This window comes from Pseudoalteromonas luteoviolacea (assembly GCF_001750165.1).
Lineage (GTDB): Bacteria > Pseudomonadota > Gammaproteobacteria > Enterobacterales > Alteromonadaceae > Pseudoalteromonas > Pseudoalteromonas luteoviolacea_G.
This window is the reverse complement of sequence record NZ_CP015411.1, coordinates 4,186,880-4,206,798: the sequence shown is the minus strand read 5'-3', so window position 1 is coordinate 4,206,798 and position 19,919 is coordinate 4,186,880. Positions and strand designations below refer to the sequence as shown.

Sequence of the window (19,919 nt, the reverse complement as noted above, 5' to 3'; positions counted from 1 at the left end):
AAGTATACTCAAGATGGTAGTTAGATTGCGAGGAAAGTGCTTATGATAGGTGACTCACGTCAACTGAAAATTAAAGACGTGTTTTCGGCTAGCTTATTATCGTGTGACGATTCTACGAGCTTATATGATGCGCTGATCAAAATGCGTCAATACAGTGTCAGTTCTATTTTTGTCACGCATGATGGAGAGATTATCGGTATTTGGACTGAATCCGATTGTGTGAAGCTCGATCTTAAGCATATAAACCTTCTGCAGCTACCTATTGGTGAGGTGATGACTTCTCCGGTTTATGATATTTCTTTGGATAAGACCCTCAGCGAAGCCACGATCAAGTTACATCAGCTTGGGATCCGTCACTTATTGGTGAAAGATTTAAACAATACACCAGTTGGTGTTGTATCTTTGTCTGACATTGTTCGCAATCAGGGGTTAGATCACTATTTACACTTTCGTCCTATTGAGGATCATTTTGATAAGACTGTGAGTGTGCTTGACAGTGCACAATGTGTGAGTGAAGCGATTGAACAGATGCGTCGTGACAAAGCGACTGCAGTGCTGGTCTATCACCGTCAACAACAAGAGTACGGTATTATTACTCAGCGAGATATTGCATACGCCATTTTAGATCCGCAGTGGCAAATGCCATGTTGGGAACTCGCAAGCTACCCTATGTTATCTATGACACCAGACGAAAGCTTGTTCGATGCTTATCGTAAAATGACGGCTAAATCTATAAGGCATCTAGTCATAAGAGAGAAAGTATCAAATGATGTAATAGGCTTACTCGCACTAAAAAATGTTCTAACTGAAATAGAGACTGCATACTGTAGTGAATTGGAGAATGTCTTGGCGCAGCGAGATATTGCTCTGCGTAAATCTGAAAAGAACCTGTACCTTGCTAATCGCATTATTGATGCTTCCCTAGATGGTATTATGATCACAAGAGGAAGTGGGGAAATCATTCAAATTAACCCCGCTTTTAGTGCATTAACTGGTTATCAAGATTATGAAGTCATTGGAAAGAAGCCCAGTTTGCTTAGCTCAGGCATGCATGATCAAAATTATTACGACAAAATGTGGGCGGCATTAAAAGACAAAGGGGTGTGGCAAGGAGAGATTTGTAATAAGAAAAAAAGCGGAGATATTTATGTAGAATGGCTCACGATCATAGAAATCAATGACCCTTATAGTGATGAAACACTGTATGCCGCCATATTCAGTGATATTACTGAACGTAAAAACGCAGAAGAAAAAATAGCGCGTTTGGCCTACTTTGATGAACTGACGGGCCTACCTAATCGACGCTTATTTTATGATAGGCTGTCTATGGCTCTGGCTTCAGCACACCGTGATCAGCATAAACTCAGCGTCATGTTTATCGACTTAGATCGCTTTAAGGAAGTCAATGATACTCTAGGTCACAGTGCTGGAGATAAGCTTCTTACCCAAGTGAGTGAACGAATTAAGGGGATCTTAAAAGAAGGAGATACGCTAGCGCGTTTAGGGGGAGATGAGTTTGTAGTGCTGTTGACCGAAGTTTCTGATATGGGGTCAGTGGTGTCATTTGCCGATAAATTACTATTACAATTTAACAAATCATTTGATCTTGGCAATATCGCTGTGGCCGCCACAGCTTCATTGGGGGCTTCCATGTACCCAGATGATGGTCTTGATAGCGAAAGCTTGTTAAAACACGCTGACGTGGCCATGTATCGTTCAAAAGAGTTAGGGCGTAACTCTTTTCAAATGTATAAAGCGTCTATGAATGCACGTTCACTTGAACGACTGTCTATGCAAAGTCGGTTTCAAAGCGCACTTGAAAATGGTGAGTTTGAGCTCTATTTTCAGCCCTTACAGTGTCTAGTGAGTGGTCGTATCACAAGTTTAGAATGTTTATTGAGGTGGCATGACCCCAACTTAGGCATGATCTCTCCAGCTCAGTTCATTCCATTAGCTGAAGAGTTAGGTTTAATTGTGAAGCTTGATGAGTGGGTCATTGATAGGGCGTGTGCTCAGCTTGCTCATTGGAGAAGATTAAATATTGATGTCAGGCATTTGGCTATTAATGTATCTGCTCAGCACCTTACCCAGGGGGATTTAGCACAGACACTAAGTCTTGCCTTAGCTAAATATAAACTGCATGGACATCAAATAGAGCTGGAGCTGACTGAAGGCTGCTTCATTAGCAATTTCCAACGGGCGAAAGAGGTGCTGACTAAAGTTAAAAAAATGGGAGTCAGTATCGCGTTGGATGATTTTGGTACTGGCTATTCGGCACTGAGTTACCTGACAAAATTACCAATCGATATTTTAAAAATCGATCCTAGTTTCATTGCCAAAATACCTGATGAGTACGGCAATAGCGAGATTGTCAGTGCCATTGTCGCGATGGCCAAAGCGTTAAAGTTACATGTTGTCGCTGAAGGCGTTGAAAAACACGAGCAAATGAGATTTTTACAAAAGCTAGGGTGTCATGCTATGCAAGGGTATTTGTACTGTAAGCCGCTTTCGCAAACGGCTTGGTGTGAGTTTTATCAAGCGGAGAAATTGATCTCGTAGGAAGTAAACTTACGAATATTAATGACACCTTTTTCAAAAATGAGATATTGACCTTTAATGCCTTTCAATACGCCGCTGACGGTCGGCTCTTTATCAAAGTTAAAGGAACTTATTTTTGTTGGGTAGTTCTCAACAGGGAAGGCTAAATCTACAACTTCTTCGTCTAATCGTTCAATGGCGGTGGCACCAAATAACTCAGCCAGTTCGTCGAGTTTTTCCTGGATCTGGGGAATTAACTCTTGCGCGCTTTGCTTTAAATCTAATTCAGGATTAATGCCTTTTAGCATATTGCGCCAATTGGTTTTATCTGCAATGAAGTTGGCAAGGGCCACTTCCACTAAGCCTGATTGCAGGCGCGTTTGCACTTTAAAAATTGGTAGAGCCTGAGTTGCACCTTGATCTATCCAGCGAGTTGGGATCTGAGTATGGCGTGTGATACCGACTTTAAGCCCCGACGTATTGGCTAAATAGACATAGTGCGGGATCATGCAATTGGCTTCCCCCCACTCTGGCTCTCGGCATGTGCCCTGATCATAGTGACACGTTTCAGGCTTCATGATGCACATATCGCAGCTAGCAAGCTTTTTCATACACACAAAGCAATGCCCCTGAGAGTAACTTTTTTTGGTTTTTTTACCGCAACTGCAGCAATAGATATTACCTGTAAAAGTTAAAGTAATTTCTTTGTCAAAATAATCATTGAGATTAATCAGCTCTTCGCCAATAGGCAGCTGGTACTGAATTGGATTGGTAAGGCTGGCTTTTAGTTTACTTAACGTGCCCTGCATCTTTACGCCCCTAAAGATGATACAAAAGGAGATCCTAGCAAGTCAGTTGGAAAATACCAATGGTAAATTGAAAAAATTAGATATTTCAAGGGTTTGAAATTGATATTGGTTTTTGTTTTTATTTGCGTTTTAGTATCTTAAATAAAAAACGGCTCATCGAGAGCCGTTTTAGCATATTCATCTAATTAAAGATCACTGCTCACGAGCAATAGCACGATAAGCGATGTCTGTGCGGTATTCTACACCGTCCCAGTTGATGTCTTTAACCAGTGCATAAGCACGCTTTTGTGCCTCTGTCACAGTATGACCCAGCGCTGTAGCACATAAAACACGTCCACCCGCTGTCACGACATCATCCCCTTGCTGCTTAGTACCGGCATGGAATACTTTTTCACCTTCAGAGTAATTAACCTGAAGACCGGAAATTGCATCGCCTTTTGGATAGCTCGCAGGGTAGCCTTTTGCGGCCAATACAACACCAACAGCGGCTCTAGGATCAAATTGAATTTCAGTTTGATCTAGCTCTTGGCGGTTTGCCGCCTCAATCAGTGAAACAAGGTCTGATTGTAAACGGAGCATAATAGGCTGTGTTTCAGGGTCACCGAAACGACAGTTATATTCGATAACCTTAGGTGTGCCATCTGCTGTGATCATCAAGCCCGCATACAAGAAGCCAGTGTAAGGATGGCCTTCAGCAGCCATACCTTCTACTGTTGGGTAGATCACTTCATTCATAATGCGGTCGTGAATGTCTTTTGTCACAACTGGAGCAGGAGAGTATGCACCCATACCGCCTGTATTTGGACCTTGATCGCCATTGTATGCACGTTTGTGGTCTTGGCTGGTGGCAAAAGGTAGTACATTTTTACCGTCGACCATGACGATAAATGAAGCTTCTTCACCTTCTAAGAACTCTTCGATCACCACACGGCTACCAGCATCGCCAAATGCGTTACCTGCAAGCATATCACGAATTGCTTCTTCAGCTTCTGCTTCAGTCATTGCGACGATAACGCCTTTACCCGCTGCTAACCCATCTGCTTTAACAACAATTGGTGCACCTTGTTCTTTGACATAAGCAATTGCAGGCTCAATGTCAGTGAAGGTTTGATAAGCCGCTGTTGGGATCTGGTGTCTGGCTAAAAAGTCTTTGGTAAAAGACTTTGAGCCCTCAAGCTGCGCTGCAGCTTGAGTCGGGCCGAAAATAGCCAGGCCTTCAGAGCTGAAGCGATCTACAACACCTATGACCAGTGGTGCTTCAGGACCAACAATGGTCAGCTCAACTTTGTTTTCTTTGGCGAATGCAACTAGGGCATCCAAGTCTTCAACGCCAATAGCAACGTTTTCTAACTTTGGCTCCAAAGCTGTACCAGCGTTACCTGGCGCTACAAATACAGTTTTTACAGATGGGTTTTGAGCGGCTTTGAACGCAAGCGCGTGTTCACGGCCGCCGCTGCCAATGACAAGTACATTCATGGCAAAGTATCCTATTAAATCTTTTTAAACTTTAAAGTCATACGGTCGCTTTCCCCAATCGCCTTGTATTGCGCTGACTTTTCGTCACCTAACGCAAGTCTTGGCGGCAGCGTCCAAACACCACGAGGGTGGTTTGCACTGTCTAATGGGTTGGCGTTGATTTCACTGCTTGCTACCAATTCAAAGCCTGCTTTCTTTGCCATTTCGATGACATAGCTTTGCTTCATATAACCTGAACGCTTCTGGTCTTCGTTATCACGGTGCTCTGGTAAACGGTGCTCAACAACACCTAAAATACCACCCGGTTTAAGTGCTGTATGGAATGCTTTGAATGATTTAAGCACGCCTTCATCACCTGGGCGCATATACCAGTTATGAACATTTCGGAAGGTCAAGACCATATCCGCAGAGCCTGCTGGTGCGATATCGTGATGTGTCAATGCTGAGAACTCAGTCATTTTGATTTCGCTAAAGCGCACATCATTTGAAATCTTGTCTTTAAACGAAGCCAAAGATCTTTTGTAATACTCAACTTCTGAGTCAGCTGGGAAGTGTGCTGCATACAAAGTACCTTGGCCTTTAATTGTTGGTGCTAAGATCTCTGTATACCAACCGCCACCAGGCGCGATTTCAACGACTGTCATATTCGGCTTTAGACCAAAAAACTCCAATGTTTGGACTGGGTTACGGTATTTATCACGGGCACGACTCGTCTCTGTGCGTTCGCTGCTTTGCGCTGCTTTTGCAATGCTGGCATTTGAGCTGTTAGAACTTGTTGTACTACTACACCCTGCGACTGCAGTGACAATACCTGCTGTGATTAATGCTTTAATACCTAGTTTCATTATTCAGTTCCTTCAAGGTTATTGTGATTGTCTTTTGGTCAGAATACTTGAATTTGGTGCAAACAAAAAGCGCGAAACGTTAAACGTTTCGCGCGAGTCGATTAGTGACGGAAATGGCGCATTCCGGTAAAGACCATTGCCATGCCTGCTTCATCAGCAGCGGCAATGACTTCCTCATCACGCATCGAGCCTCCAGGCTGAATAACGGCAGTGATACCAGCTTCAGCGGCTGCATCGATACCATCACGGAATGGGAAGAATGCATCAGAGGCCATTACAGAGCCTTTTACCTCCAGGTTTTCGTCAGCAGCTTTGATACCGGCGATTTTCGCTGAGTATACGCGGCTCATTTGACCAGCACCTACACCGATAGTCATGCCATCACGAGCATATACAATCGCATTTGATTTAACGAATTTAGCGACTTTCCAACAGAACAATAAATCTTTTAGCTCTTGTTCAGTTGGCTGGCGTTTTGAAACAACCGTTAGGTCATCCATTGTCACCATGCCCTGATCGCGGTCTTGAATAAGGACGCCGCCGTTTACACGTTTAATATCAACGCCTGTTGATTTCGCTTCCCACTGGCCACACTCAAGAAGACGCACGTTTTTCTTCTCAGAAACAATGTCAGCAGCTTCTGCAGAAATGCTTGGTGCAATGATAACTTCTACAAACTGACGTTCAATGATGGCTTTTGCCGTTTCAACATCAAGTTCGCGGTTGAAAGCAATGATGCCACCAAACGCAGAAGTTGGGTCCGTTTTAAATGCTCTGTCATAAGCGCTTAAAATATCTTTGTCTTCTGCTACACCACACGGGTTTGCGTGTTTAACGATAACACATGCAGGTGCATCGAAGCTTTTAACACACTCTAGCGCGGCATCGGTATCTGCGATATTGTTGTATGACAACGCTTTGCCTTGTAGCTGCTTCGCTGTTGCCACTGAGGCTTCTTCAATATTGTTCTCAACATAGAAAGCAGCGTCTTGATGTGAATTTTCACCGTAGCGCATATCTTGTTTTTTAGTGAACTGCATATTGATAGTGCGTGGGAACTTAGTCTCCTCCGCCGCTTCTTCAGTGTAATCAGCTACAAGCTTACCGAAGTAGTTGGCGATCATGCCATCATATTGTGCTGTGTGTTCATAGGCTGCAATCGCAAGGTCAAAACGCGTTTTATACGTTGTGGAACCATCATTAGCTTTGATTTCTGACAATACGCGATCATAGTCGCTAGCATTCACCACGATGGTAACATCTTTGTGGTTTTTAGCTGCGGCACGAACCATAGTTGGGCCGCCGATGTCGATATTTTCAATTGCATCTTCTAGGCTGCAGTCAGCTTTTGCAACAGTTTGTGCAAAGGGGTATAAGTTAACTACAACCATATCAATAGCAGAGATGTTGTTGTCTGCCATAACGTTTTCATCTTGGCCACGACGCCCCAAGATCCCACCATGTACTTTAGGGTGGAGAGTTTTCACGCGACCATCCATGATCTCTGGGTGGCCTGTGTAGTCAGATACTTCCGTTACCTGAATGCCGTTATCGGCTAGGAGTTTACAAGTACCGCCTGTAGAAAGAAGTTCAACACCAGACTCTGCAAGAGCGCGGGCAAACTCAACGATACCAGTTTTATCTGACACGCTTAAAAGTGCGCGACGAATAGGACGATGTATATCCATGATGGTTTTGATTTCCTCAATGATTAGTTAAGGGCTAGCTTAGAAAGGCTGTATTTTAGCTCAACTAGGATGAGAAAACGATGGAAATGATGTTAACGAGATTGAGAAATACTGAACTTTATGCACAAATCGGGTTGTAAGAGGACATTATGCCTTATTTTTTTCAGATAAATGGAGTAGAGGTTTTTTTAAGAAAAGAAGCTAGAGAGGGTGAAAACGTCCTGAGTCGGACGTTTTCAGCTTAAATACGGATTAGTTCATGCCGTACTTTTTAAGCTTTTTGCGAAGAGTACCACGGTTGATACCTAGTAAGATCGCAGCACGAGTTTGATTACCACGTGTATACGTCATTACTTCTTCTAGTAAAGGTGCTTCAAGCTCTGATAATACTAGCTCATATACATCTTGCACGTCTTGACCATTTAACTGCTTTAAGTAGTGGTGGACAGCTTTTTTAACTGCATCACGCAGTGGTTGCGGTTTCTCTTGTGACTGAACATGAGCGTTAGTGATAAAAGGAGAAGTCACATTTTGTTCGAACATCTTTATGTCTCTTTCTTAGTTAGCTGCTAGTGTTTCAAAATAGTTTTCTAATGCCTCGATTTGCGCTTCTGGCTCCTCAAGTGCATTGAATACTCGCCTAAATTGACCTTCTTGGTCATGGGACTGCAAATACCAAGACACATGTTTGCGTGCGATGCGCGCACCCATTGGTTCACCGTAAAACTGATGGAGATTTACGAGGTGCTCCATCAAAATACCGCGCACTTCAGAAACCTCAGGTGCTGGTAAGTGTTTTCCAGTTCGCAAATAATAGTCGATCTCTCGGAAAATCCAAGGACGACCTTGGGCGGCTCGACCAATCATGATGGCATCTGCGCCCGTATAATCCAAAACCTGTTTTGCTTTCTCAGGAGACGTTATGTCACCATTAGCAACAACAGGGATAGAAACCGATTGCTTTATCGCTTTGATAGTGTCGTATTCTGCTTCACCTTTATACATGCATGCACGAGTTCTGCCGTGCACAGCCAGTGATGCAATACGATTGCGCTCGGCTATTTTCGCAATTTCAACACCATTACGGTTTTCAGGATCCCATCCTGTTCGGATTTTTAAGGTTACAGGTACATCGACTGCGCCAACCACAGCCTGTACTATTTCCTCGACCAAATCCGGGTACTGTAAAAGTGCAGAACCTGCAAGTTTCTTGTTCACTTTTTTGGCTGGGCAACCCATATTTATATCTATGATTTGCGCGCCATTTTTGACATTGAATTGTGCAGCTTGTGCCATAAGTTCAGGATCAGCTCCTGCTATTTGCACTGAACGTATTCCTGATTCACCAGAGTGATCCATACGATTCATTGATTTATCAGTTTTCCAAACCTTTGGATTTGACGACAACATTTCTGACACCGCAAGCCCTGCGCCAAGACGCCGACACAACTGTCTAAATGGACGGTCGGTTATACCAGCCATTGGGGCTACGATTATATTGTTATCAAGTTGGTAAGGACCAATACGCACTACTATTCATCTGCCTCATTTCAAGGGGCGCTAAGTTTACGGTTTTTTTCGCAAAAATCAAAGGCTATAAATTGAACATAAGTGTTTTTTTTTGAACTTTTTGGGTTGACTTTTGGTAACAATATGAAGGGCTGCAAAAATTGCTGTAAATTTATTCAAAAAATTATTGCAGAGTAAATTCGGGGTTGTTTACTGAGCTGTAAAAAAAGCGTAAAGCCTGTTAAGCACAGGCTTTACGAGTAATAGAATACTAACTCAGAAGATGGTCGTTACACTTGTTATTGTTTTGTAATTCCACTCACTCGTGTCCATTCTCCTTCTTGCTTTATTGCATCTAACTCAATATATGGTGCGTATACGTCCGCAACAGATTGAGCTTGCTCTTCCAAGATTCCTGACATGGCAATTGCACCTTGTGGTTTTAAGAATCCAAGGATAATTTCATGTAATTCTCTAAGTGGTTGAGCGAGGATATTTGCAACGACGATATCTGCTTTAAATTCAGGTTGATTCTCTGGTAGATAAACTTCTAGTTGATCTGCAACACCATTACGTTGTGCATTATCTCTGCTTGCGACAAGTGCTTGTGGGTCAATATCAATACCGATCACGCGCTCTGCACCGAGTTTAATCGCGGCTATCCCTAAAATACCTGAGCCACAACCGAAGTCGACCACAGTTTTACCACTTAAATCTTGTGCCTCTAACCATTGCAAGCATAGTGACGTGGTTGCATGCGTCCCTGTACCAAATGCAAGGCCCGGATCTAGCAATACGTTTACAGCATCCGGATCTGGGATATCGCGCCAACTTGGACAGATCCATAAACGTTCGCCAAATTTGATAGGGTGGAAGTTATCCATCCATTCTCTTTCCCAGTCTTTGTCTTCTAATTGCTCAATTTTGTACTTAGGCGCCTGAGGCATCTGCTCTGTTAGGTAATCAACAACCGATTGCATATCATGAGTTGCCTCAAATAGACCAATTACAGTTGTCTCTGGCCATAAAATAACTTCGCCTGGCTTAGGTTCATAGACTGGGGTATTTTGGCTATCAATAAATGTTACAGAAGGGCAGCCTATATCCATCAATAGATCACTGATCAGATCTGCTGTTTCTGTGTTAGCATCAATTCGGATTTGGATCCAAGCCATAATGTTGTTCCTATTAAATATCTTTTTGCTTCAGTGTGCGATGAATGACACATCGGCTCACAGTAGCTATGACTGTGAGTGCTTGTGAGCACCTATTTGGTGATGTGTACAATTACTGGCACTTATTTAAATTCAAATAAAAAGGCCGCATCATGCGGCCTTTTTTTTATTCTGTATTCTTAGCCTTTGACATCTAAGAAGCTCTTCAACAGATCAGAGCGAGAAGGGTGGCGTAGTTTACGAAGTGCCTTCGCTTCAATCTGACGGATACGCTCACGGGTTACGTCAAACTGCTTACCAACTTCTTCAAGCGTATGGTCTGTATTCATATCGATACCAAAGCGCATGCGAAGTACTTTAGCTTCTCTTGCTGTTAAGCCTGCAAGCACCTCGTTAGTTGCACCGCGCAAGCTTTCCATTGTGGCTGAGTCAATCGGAGATTCAATTGTTGTATCTTCGATGAAATCACCAAGATGTGAATCTTCATCATCACCGATTGGTGTCTCCATAGAGATTGGCTCTTTTGCAATCTTAAGTACCTTACGGATCTTATCCTCTGGCATCATCATGCGTTCTGCAAGTTCTTCAGGGCTAGGCTCACGACCCATTTCTTGCAGCATTTGACGAGAAATTCGATTAAGTTTATTAATCGTCTCAATCATGTGTACAGGTATACGGATTGTTCTTGCTTGGTCAGCAATTGAACGCGTAATTGCTTGTCTGATCCACCATGTTGCATAAGTTGAGAACTTATAACCACGGCGATATTCGAACTTATCAACCGCTTTCATCAGGCCAATATTACCTTCTTGAATTAGATCCAAGAATTGAAGGCCACGGTTGGTGTATTTTTTCGCAATTGAAATTACAAGGCGTAAGTTCGCTTCAACCATCTCTTTTTTCGCACGACGAGCTTTTGCTTCACCGATGCTCATACGACGGTTGATATCTTTGATACGTTCTACGCTTAAACCTGTACTTTCTTCAATGGCTTTTAGCTTGTTAACACAACGCTCAATTTCAGGTTTTACTTCACGGAGTTTATCTGAGTGCTTGTCGCCAGCTGCAATTTCAGCATCAATCCAAGCAATATCAGTCTCGTTGTTAGCAAAGTGCTTAACAAATGTTTTCTTAGGTAACTTTGCAATCTGAACTGCTTGTTTCATGATGATACGCTCTTGAACACGTACTTTATCCATCATTTCACGCATGTTGTTAACCATGCGGTCAAACTGCTTAGGTACTAATTTGAATTTGCGGAACAGCTCACCAATCTCTTTGATTGCGGCTTGTGCATCTGGGTGACTGCGACCTTTTTCTTCAAAACATTGACGTGCACTGGTGTACAACGCACGAAGTTCTTCGAAGTGCTCGCGTGCAACTTCAGGGTCAGGACCTGATTCACCTTCTTCAGAATCGTCGTCGTCATCTCCATCATCGTCTTCATCATCTAAGTCTTCTTCACTTAGTTCTGAACCGATATGTGTTGCAGAGATAGTTGCTTCGTCATCTTCTAATGAGTCGAAGAAACCTGTGACGATGTCACTTAAGCGCATTTCTTCGGCTTCGTACTTATCCCACTGTTCTAACAAATACGTGATTGCTTCAGGGTATTCAGCAACAGAAATCTGTACCTGATTAATCCCTTCCTCAATACGCTTTGCAATAAGAATTTCGCCTTCCCGAGTCAGTAGCTCAACGGTGCCCATTTCGCGCATGTACATACGCACAGGATCTGTTGTTCTGCCAATTTCTTTTTCTACCGTTGCTAGCGCAGCTGCCGCTGCTTCTGCTGCATCCTCGTCGGTGGTTGTTTCTTGCATCATCAGCTCATCGGCATCAGGGGCTGCTTCAGAAACCTGAATACCCATATCATTAATCATGCTAATGATATCTTCAACTTGATCCGAATCTATGATGTCTTGTGGAAGGTGATCGTTAACTTCTGCAAAAGTTAAGTAACCTTGCTCCTTACCTTTCTGAATCAGAAGTTTGAGTTGTGACTGAGGAGATTGATCCATAGAGATTTATGCTTCCACTCTGATAAAGTTTATACAACGGGCGCCAGCTAAAAACAGCGTTATTTTGGTTGACGCAGTGAATAGAACATTATAACACCAAAAATTAATTTTGACCAGTTCTACGAGAGCTTAAAGCTTGTGTTAATAACGCACATTCCAGTCGTTCGTCGCTATTTAAGCCCTCAGTTTTGTCTTTAATAAGTAAGGTCTCTAATCGTAGATTTAAACACTGATCTTCAATAAATTTAAAAGTGTGTTTAAATTCGTCTTCTAAGGCCTCTTCTTGTATATTATGTTGCCAAGTAGCGAGCTTTTTTAGCGCCTCATAATCTTGGCTGTCCCTGAATGATTCTAATATATGGGCAGTGGTGTAATTGGGGTTTTCTAGACTGGTATATTGCAGTCTCAAAAACAGTGCCATTCCAGGCAATTGCATGTGTGCGAGATCTGGTAGGTAATCAACAGATTTCGCCAGTTGTGGGTGCTGCAATAACAAACCAATTGCACGTCGCATCGGTGTAACTTTGAATTTACGCTCTATATTGTGTTGCTTTTTGGGGGTTGATAACTTTGCCGTGAGTTGTTCTCGCGTTCTCCCAATGAGCCTCGCTAATGTCGTTAATAACGATTCTTGGTAAAATTCGCTTGGAATTTTATTGATCAGTGGTACCGCCTCAGCGAGTAGCTTTGCTTTACCAGCGTCGGTGGTTAAATCACATTGCTCACAAAGGCGATTGAAAAGCACTTTATTATAGTCATCAGCAGCCAATAACCTTTCTTCAAAACGTTCCTTCCCCTCTTTTTGCACTAAAGAATCAGGATCTTCGCCATCGGGTAAAAATACAAAGCCAAGAGACTTGCCGTCTTTTAGATTTGGTAATGCATGGTCAAGCGCGCGCCATGCAGCATCACGACCAGCTCTATCGCCATCATAACAGCACACGACTTTATCAGTATTACGAAATAGCGTTTGCATATGTTCTAGTGTCGTCGCAGTTCCAAGTGCTGCAACCGCATAATCAATACCGTATTCTGAAAGCGCGACTACATCCATGTAGCCCTCAACTATGAGCACTTGTTCTAATTTTTTATGTGCTTGTTTAGCTTCGTAAAAGCCATATAGTTCAAAACTCTTATGAAAAATACGTGTTTCGGGTGAATTGAGGTATTTAGGTCCTTGATCCTGACCCATGACTCGGCCACCAAAAGCAATTACCCGACCGCGTTTATCACGTATAGGAAACATCAGTCTGTCACGAAAGAAATCAAACTGTCTACCGGGTGTTTTTTCACTGGCAAGCTTGAGCTCAACTAATTGTTGTCGTTGAGCTGGATTGCGAGCGAGTTTGCTAAGTAAAGCATCCCACTCTGGTGGGGCATAGCCAATTTGAAATTTGTTGACTGTATGTTCCGAGAGTCCACGACCTTTTACATAGGCTTGGACTTGGCTGGCGTTATTATGCGAATTTAATTGCTGTTGGTAAAAACGTGCTGTATGCATCATTAAGTCATAATCTGACTTTTTTTCCTCAAAACTGCGCTGAGGACCGCCAAGTCCTTGCTCTTTTGGTATTTCAAGGTTGTATAATCCTGCAAGCTCTTCGATGGCATCAACAAATTCGAGTTTGTCATACTCCATTAAAAATGAAATGGCGTTACCATTAGCACCACAGCCAAAGCAGTGATAAAACTGTTTGTCTCTGGAAACTGTAAAAGAAGGGGACTTTTCATTATGAAAAGGGCAGCAGGCTTGATAGTCTTTTCCTGCTTTTTTGAGACCAATACGCCCGTCGATTAGCTCGACGATGTCAGTTCTAGCCAATAAGTCATCGATAAACTGTCTTGGAATTTTGCCAGCCATAAGTTTCCTAACGCTTATACGAAGAAACCGAGCACAAGGCTCGGTTTACTAATTTCATACATTTGTATGTGGGTAGTTATGCGCTCAATCTTTGTTTAATTAAACCTGAGATTTTGCCCATATCAGCACGACCTTCAGCTTTTGCTTTGATCACACCCATTACTTTACCCATGTCTTGCATACCAGCTGCGCCTGTGTCAGCGATAGCAGCATCGATCATCTCAAGCACTTCTTCCTCAGATAAAGGTTGAGGTAAGAAAGACTCAAGTACTGATATTTCACCAGCCTCGATTTGTGCTAAATCTTCTCTTCCTGCATCAGTATACTGAGTGAAAGAGTCTTTACGCTGTTTAACCAGTTTAACCAACACTGAGGTGATACCAGCATCGTCTAGCGTTGTCTGGTTATCAATTTCACGTTGCTTGATTTCAGCTAGAGCTGCTCTGATTGCCGTTAGACGAGGTTTGTCTTTGGCTTTCATTGCTTCCTTTTGGGCGTCTTTTAGCGTCGCTAATAAGCTCATATGTACAAGACCAAATGTTAATTAGTATAGTTTAACGCGACGTGCGTTTTCACGAGAAAGCTTTTTCATGTGACGCTTTACAGCTGCTGCTTTCTTACGCTTACGCTCTGCAGTTGGCTTCTCATAGTGCTCGCGACGACGAACTTCTGAAAGGATACCTGCTTTTTCACATGAACGCTTGAAACGACGAAGTGCTACGTCAAACGGTTCGTTTTCTCTTACTTTAATTACTGGCATTAAAAATTCACCTACCTAAATAATGAGCTTGGCTCAAATTGACCGAAAAATGGTCAATTGGTTCAAAAATGGTGCGGTATTGTAAGCCGAAGCGAGACCGCGTGTAAAGATCAAATTATAGCGGATCTGAATAATTGTGTCATGCGTTAATCTCTTTGGCACATTTTAGCCCGTTATTGGTGGCTCCGACGAAAAAGCATGCAAATCACCTGACCGGCTTTTTTCTCTTTTAACAACTGCCAGTTAGCTGGGAGAACCGGCTTTGCTTCTTTTTCAAATTCAACATAAATTAATGATTCATCGTGAAGCCACTCTGCGCTTTCAAGTAACTCACAACAAGGAGCGAGCAGGTCTTTTCTAAATGGTGGATCGAGATAGACAATGTCGAAAGTACGTTTTTGTTCGTTATTAATTAAGTAATCTAGCGCACTGGTTTGAACTACTTGCGCATTGTTTAAAGCGAGCGTTTGTATATTTTGTTTAATTTGCGCTGCTGCTGTTTTATCCAATTCTATAAAAGTGGCTGTATTGGCAAAACGCGAGAGGGACTCAAGACCTAAGCTGCCAGAACCGGCGAAGCAATCTAGTACATTGGCGTCACGTATGTCTGCCATTAGCCAATTAAATACGGTTTCTTTAACACGATCAGTAGTAGGTCTCAGGCCTTCAACGTCTTTTACTGGAAGTTTACGACCTTTAAATTTACCGCTGATAATTCGAATATGGCCGTCAGTGCGGGCTTGAGGCTTTCTTTTTTTCATATATTTTCACTATCGAGTTTGTTGTGCTCGATTATAAATTTTTCATCTACTTGGAACATGATACACTAAGCGCATATTATGGCGTTAACTTAGTGATTATAACAATTATCACAAAGTCTTTTGTGTGATTATTAAGGTCTTTGTACAAATCCCAATATTTTGGCAAACAGCAGGAGATCGCGGTGCACCTTTTTGCAGCGTTGCATAGCTTTGCGCTTGATAGTGGTGATCATAGACATGGTTATGGCTGCTAAATCACAATACAAACTTATATGGTATTAGTTGGTTATGGGAAAGAAAAACAAATTTTTATCTTGGTTGGGGTTTGGTAAATCCGATAAAGAGCAGGCAGAGCGCGAAGAAGCAGAGCGTTTAGCCAAAGAACAGGCAGAGCGCGAAGAAGCAGAGCGTTTAGCCAAAGAGCAGGCAGAGCGTGAAGAAGCAGAGCGTCTAGCCAAAGAGCAGGCAGAGCGCGAAGAAGCAGAGCGTCTAGCCAAAGAGCAGGCAGAGCGTGAAGAAGCAGAGCGTCTAGCCAAAGAGCAGGCAGAGCGCGAAGAAGCAGAGCGTCTAGCCAAAGAGCAGGCAGAGCGTGAAGAAGCTGAGCGTCTAGCCAAAGAGCAGGCAGAGCGTGAAGAAGCTGAGCGTTTAGCCAAAGAGCAGGCAGAGCGTGAAGAAGCAGAGCGTTTAGCGAAACAGCAAGCAGAGCGAGAAGAAGCAGAGCGTTTAGCCAAAGAGCAAGCAGAGCGTGAAGATGCCGAGCGTTTAGCCAAAGAGCAGGCAGAACATAAAGAAGCCGAGCGTCTGGCGAAAGAACAGGCAGAACGTGAAGAAGCCGAGCGTCTAGCGAAAGAGCAGGCAGAGCGAGAAGAAGCAGAGCGTCTAGCGAAACAGCAAGCAGAACGTGAAGATGCCGAACGTTTAGCCAAAGAGCAGGCAGAACATGAAGAAGCCGAGCGTCTGGCGAAAGAACAGGCAGAACGTGAAGAAGCCGAGCGTCTAGCGAAAGAACAGGCAGAACGTGAAGATGCCGAGCGTTTAGCCAAAGAGCAGGCAGGACGTGAAGAAGTCGAGCGTTTAGCCAAAGAGCAGGCAGAGCGAGAAGAAGCAGAGCGTTTAGCCAAAGAACAGGCAGAGCGTGAAGAAGCAGAGCGTCTAGCCAAAGAACAGGCAGAGCGTGAAGAAGCAGAGCGTCTAGCCAAAGAACAGGCAGAACGTGAAGAAGCGGAGCGTTTAGCCAAAGAGCAGGCAGAGCGAGAAGAAGCAGAGCGTCTAGCGAAAGAGCAGGCAGAACGTGAAGAAGCCGAGCGTTTAGCCAAAGAACAGGCAGAGCGTGAAGAAGCCGAGCGTCTAGCGAAAGAGCAAGCAGAACGTGAAGAAGCCGAGCGTTTAGCGAAAGAGCAAGCAGAACGTGAAGAAGCCGAGCGTTTAGCCAAAGAACAGGCAGAACGTGAAGAAGCCGAGCGTTTAGCCAAAGAACAGGCAGAGCGTGAAGAAGCCGAGCGTCTAGCGAAAGAGCAAGCAGAACGTGAAGAAGCCGAGCGTCTAGCGAAAGAGCAAGCAGAAGCAGAAAAACCAAAGAAAAAGGGCTTTTTTGCACGCTTAAAGCAGGGGCTGCTCAAGACCAAAGAAAACATCGGCTCTGGCTTTGCGTCTATTTTCCGTGGAAAGAAAATTGACGACGACTTATTTGAAGAGCTTGAGACCCAGTTATTGACCGCAGATCTAGGTGTTGAAACCACCATGAAGCTGATTGATAACCTAACGGATGCCGCTGATCGTAAGCAGCTGAAAGATGGGGATGCACTGTATGAATTGATGAAAAGCGAAATGGCTGAGATCTTAAAAGATGCTGAGCAGCCGCTTGAAATCAATACAGGTAAAAAGCCATATGTGATCCTAATGGTTGGTGTAAATGGCGTAGGTAAAACGACCACAATCGGTAAAATGGCGAAACAGTTCCAGTCACAAGGCAAGTCTGTGATGCTTGCTGCGGGTGATACTTTCCGAGCAGCGGCAGTTGAGCAGTTACAAGTGTGGGGTGAGCGTAATGATATTCCTGTGGTAGCTCAACATACTGGTGCGGACAGTGCATCAGTGGTATTTGATGCGTTTCAGGCGGCTCAAGCTCGCAATGTAGACGTGCTAATTGCAGATACAGCGGGTCGTTTACAAAATAAAGACAATTTAATGCAAGAGCTGGAAAAAATTGCGCGAGTAATGAAAAAGCTTGACCCAGATGCGCCACACGAAGTGATGCTGACCATTGATGCGGGTACTGGCCAAAATGCCATTAGCCAAGTTAAACTATTTGACCAAGCCGTTGGCTTAACTGGCATCACTCTGACTAAGCTAGATGGTACAGCTAAAGGTGGAGTTATTTTTGCCGTTGCTGATCAGTTTAAGATCCCTATTCGTTATATCGGTGTAGGTGAAGGCATCGATGACTTGAGAACGTTTAAGAGCGATGACTTTATCGAGGCACTATTTAGCCAAGATGAAGAGCCAAAAAGTTAAAAGCAAAAAGCGCCCGATTAGTCGAGGCGCTTTTTCTCTATAAGGACAGAGCGCACACATTGTGTAGGTGTATATGATTAAATTTGAACAGGTGAGCAAAACTTATCCCGGAGGTCACAGAGCACTGGAAAAAGTGAGCTTTGAACTGGGTAAAGGTGAACTGGCGTTTTTGACTGGCCACAGTGGAGCTGGAAAAAGTACGTTGCTTAAGTTAATTAGTTTAATGGAGCGCCCTTCAGCAGGGAAAGTATCAATAAACGATGTTGACCTAAATAGTATCTCTAACCGTCAAGTCCCTTTTGTTCGCCGAGATATTGGCATTATATTTCAGAATCACCGACTGCTTGAGCGTTACAATGTATTTGATAATGTTGCCTTGCCACTTGTCATTGAAGGGACACATCGTAAGCATATTACTAAACGTGTTCATGCCGCGCTGGATAAAGTTGGCCTGTTAGATAAAGTAAAATGTCAGCCGAGCACATTATCGGGAGGTGAACAACAGCGAGTGGGTATTGCAAGAGCCATTGTTAATTCACCTCCACTCCTACTTGCTGATGAACCGACAGGAAACTTAGACCCAGAGTTATCAATGGAGATTTTAACGTTATTTGAAGACTTTAATCGCCATGGCACTTCAGTATTAATTGCGACCCATGATTTAGGGCTGATTGCACGCATGAAATATCGCAGTCTGACATTGGAGCACGGACGCATGTTACAAGACCCTTTAGCTGTTGATCCGTTAAGAGGTGACTTTATAGGAGATTCGTTATGAGTTTGCTATTTAAAGGGCGTGGTAATCAGGTAAATAGCCAGGATAAGTCGCTTTTTTTAAAATTATACTTCTTTGTTATTACGATATTCCGCCATGGTGTCCATAGCTTAGGTGAAATGTGGCGTACACCTATGGCATCAATCATGACAATACTGGTATTAGGCTTGAGCTTGACTTTGCCTACCACTTTGTATGTTGTCGTGAAAAACGTACAAAAAGTCAGTAGTGGCTTTCAAGAAGCGGCGGAGATTTCATTATTCGTTAAAGAAGGGATCACCGAGCAAGAAACGCAAACATTAGTAAAACGCTTGGCACTCTACCCCGAGGTAGACTCTGTCAGTTTTATTTCACGCTCTCAGGCGCTAGAAGAGTTTAAGCAGATCTCAGGGTTTGGCCAAGCGTTGGATTATTTAGAAGAGAACCCGTTGCCGAGCGTGGTACTGGTCACCCCAACTAAGCGTCATCGCGGTGCAGAAAGCGCACAGGTTCTGCTTGAAAAGCTACAAGATGAGCGTGAAGTGGAGTTTGGAAAGTTGGATATTGAGTGGCTTGAACGTTTAAATGCGTTACTAGGATTGTTGAAAGAGAGTGTATTTACCGTTGGGGTCTTATTGCTAAGTGCCGTTGTTTTGATAATTGGTAATACCATTCGTTTGTCAATTATGGACAAAAAAGAAGAGATACAGGTGCTGAAGCTCGTTGGTGCGACAAATACGTTTATTCACACACCTTTCTTATGGACTGGGATTTGGTATGGAATTGTCGGAGGCTTAGTTGCTTTTATATGTGTTGTGCTGATGCTCTGGTGGTTGGAGTCTGCAGTATCATTGGTTGTAGGTGTATATCAAAGTAGCTTTGTTTTAGAGGGGTTAAATCTATCTGAGCTGTTTTCCTTACTTTTATTGGCCATTTCTTTGGGCTTTATTGGATCTTACCTTTCAGTACAAAAATACATTCGTGAAATTGAACCGGAAAAGGTCTAATTTTACTTTTAGCAGACTGTGTTGGCACACGTCTGCTAACTCTTTCCTTGAATGATCGAGTCTGTTAAATTTTACAGTTGATAAAGTTCATAAAAATCAATATCTTATTTGTTCATCTATTGTTAATAATAAAAAGCTTGATTTTTAGGCTAGAAAAGTAGTAGATTGCAGTTAGCACTCTAAGGGTTAGAGTGCTAAAAT

The 19,919-nt window shown here is 43.2% G+C and carries 16 protein-coding genes; 4 read left to right on the top strand and 12 right to left on the bottom strand.

Annotation, left to right across the window (positions count from 1 at the left end; all coding sequences use genetic code 11):
* The first annotated feature begins 42 nt into the window (after positions 1 to 42).
* Complete coding sequence (locus S4054249_RS18090) at positions 43 to 2,559, top strand: EAL domain-containing protein (protein ID WP_046355620.1); 2,517 nt, start codon at positions 43 to 45, stop codon at positions 2,557 to 2,559.
* On the opposite strand, the gene S4054249_RS18085 is transcribed toward S4054249_RS18090, so the two are convergent.
* The 12 genes from S4054249_RS18085 to rsmD all read right to left on the bottom strand — a co-directional run bounded on the left by S4054249_RS18085 (position 2,535) and on the right by rsmD (position 15,443).
* Positions 2,535 to 3,347 (bottom strand): DUF2797 domain-containing protein, encoded by an 813-nt coding sequence (locus S4054249_RS18085; protein WP_046355619.1) that lies wholly within the window; start codon positions 3,345 to 3,347, stop codon positions 2,535 to 2,537. The two genes, S4054249_RS18090 and S4054249_RS18085, sit on opposite strands and share 25 nt — an antisense overlap.
* A 192-nt stretch (positions 3,348 to 3,539) precedes the next feature.
* Entirely contained in the window at positions 3,540 to 4,823 is a 1,284-nt protein-coding gene (purD, locus tag S4054249_RS18080; protein ID WP_046355618.1) for a phosphoribosylamine--glycine ligase, read from the bottom strand.
* 14 nt (positions 4,824 to 4,837) lie between these two features.
* On the bottom strand, positions 4,838 to 5,668 hold the full coding sequence (locus S4054249_RS18075; RefSeq protein ID WP_046355617.1) for a class I SAM-dependent methyltransferase: 831 nt from the start codon (positions 5,666 to 5,668) through the stop codon (positions 4,838 to 4,840).
* Positions 5,669 to 5,769: 101 nt separating this feature from the next.
* A complete protein-coding gene (gene purH, locus S4054249_RS18070) occupies positions 5,770 to 7,356 on the bottom strand; it encodes a bifunctional phosphoribosylaminoimidazolecarboxamide formyltransferase/IMP cyclohydrolase (RefSeq protein ID WP_046355616.1) in 1,587 nt (528 codons plus the stop codon).
* Between the two features lie 252 nt (positions 7,357 to 7,608).
* On the bottom strand, positions 7,609 to 7,899 hold the full coding sequence (gene fis, locus S4054249_RS18065) for a DNA-binding transcriptional regulator Fis (RefSeq protein WP_010374122.1): 291 nt from the start codon (positions 7,897 to 7,899) through the stop codon (positions 7,609 to 7,611).
* Positions 7,900 to 7,914: 15 nt separating this feature from the next.
* Positions 7,915 to 8,886 carry a tRNA dihydrouridine synthase DusB gene (gene dusB, locus S4054249_RS18060; RefSeq protein ID WP_046355615.1) on the bottom strand — a complete coding sequence of 324 codons (972 nt, stop codon included), beginning with the start codon at positions 8,884 to 8,886 and terminating at the stop codon, positions 7,915 to 7,917.
* Between the two features lie 278 nt (positions 8,887 to 9,164).
* Positions 9,165 to 10,040 (bottom strand): 50S ribosomal protein L11 methyltransferase, encoded by an 876-nt coding sequence (gene prmA / locus S4054249_RS18055; RefSeq protein ID WP_046355614.1) that lies wholly within the window; start codon positions 10,038 to 10,040, stop codon positions 9,165 to 9,167.
* Between the two features lie 179 nt (positions 10,041 to 10,219).
* The gene (gene rpoD / locus S4054249_RS18050; protein ID WP_046355613.1) at positions 10,220 to 12,061 is read right to left on the bottom strand and encodes an RNA polymerase sigma factor RpoD; all 1,842 of its coding nucleotides are present in this window, start codon (positions 12,059 to 12,061) and stop codon (positions 10,220 to 10,222) included.
* Positions 12,062 to 12,164: 103 nt separating this feature from the next.
* On the bottom strand, positions 12,165 to 13,922 hold the full coding sequence (dnaG, locus tag S4054249_RS18045) for a DNA primase (RefSeq protein WP_046355612.1): 1,758 nt from the start codon (positions 13,920 to 13,922) through the stop codon (positions 12,165 to 12,167).
* A gap of 76 nt (positions 13,923 to 13,998) precedes the next feature.
* A complete protein-coding gene (locus S4054249_RS18040) occupies positions 13,999 to 14,445 on the bottom strand; it encodes a GatB/YqeY domain-containing protein (protein WP_046355611.1) in 447 nt (148 codons plus the stop codon).
* A gap of 21 nt (positions 14,446 to 14,466) precedes the next feature.
* A complete protein-coding gene (gene rpsU, locus S4054249_RS18035) occupies positions 14,467 to 14,682 on the bottom strand; it encodes a 30S ribosomal protein S21 (RefSeq protein WP_010362466.1) in 216 nt (71 codons plus the stop codon).
* A gap of 173 nt (positions 14,683 to 14,855) precedes the next feature.
* Complete coding sequence (gene rsmD, locus S4054249_RS18030) at positions 14,856 to 15,443, bottom strand: 16S rRNA (guanine(966)-N(2))-methyltransferase RsmD (protein ID WP_046355610.1); 588 nt, start codon at positions 15,441 to 15,443, stop codon at positions 14,856 to 14,858.
* 288 nt (positions 15,444 to 15,731) lie between these two features.
* On the opposite strand from rsmD, the gene ftsY reads away from it, so the two are divergent.
* The 3 genes from ftsY to ftsX all read left to right on the top strand — a co-directional run bounded on the left by ftsY (position 15,732) and on the right by ftsX (position 19,718).
* On the top strand, positions 15,732 to 17,957 hold the full coding sequence (ftsY, locus tag S4054249_RS18025; protein ID WP_081333492.1) for a signal recognition particle-docking protein FtsY: 2,226 nt from the start codon (positions 15,732 to 15,734) through the stop codon (positions 17,955 to 17,957).
* A 73-nt stretch (positions 17,958 to 18,030) separates the two neighbouring features.
* A complete protein-coding gene (ftsE, locus tag S4054249_RS18020) occupies positions 18,031 to 18,735 on the top strand; it encodes a cell division ATP-binding protein FtsE (protein ID WP_046356124.1) in 705 nt (234 codons plus the stop codon).
* Positions 18,732 to 19,718, top strand: a complete 987-nt coding sequence (gene ftsX / locus S4054249_RS18015) for a permease-like cell division protein FtsX (RefSeq protein WP_046356125.1) — start codon at positions 18,732 to 18,734, stop codon at positions 19,716 to 19,718. The genes ftsE and ftsX overlap by 4 nt, the downstream gene beginning before the upstream one ends.
* Positions 19,719 to 19,919: the final 201 nt, after the last annotated feature.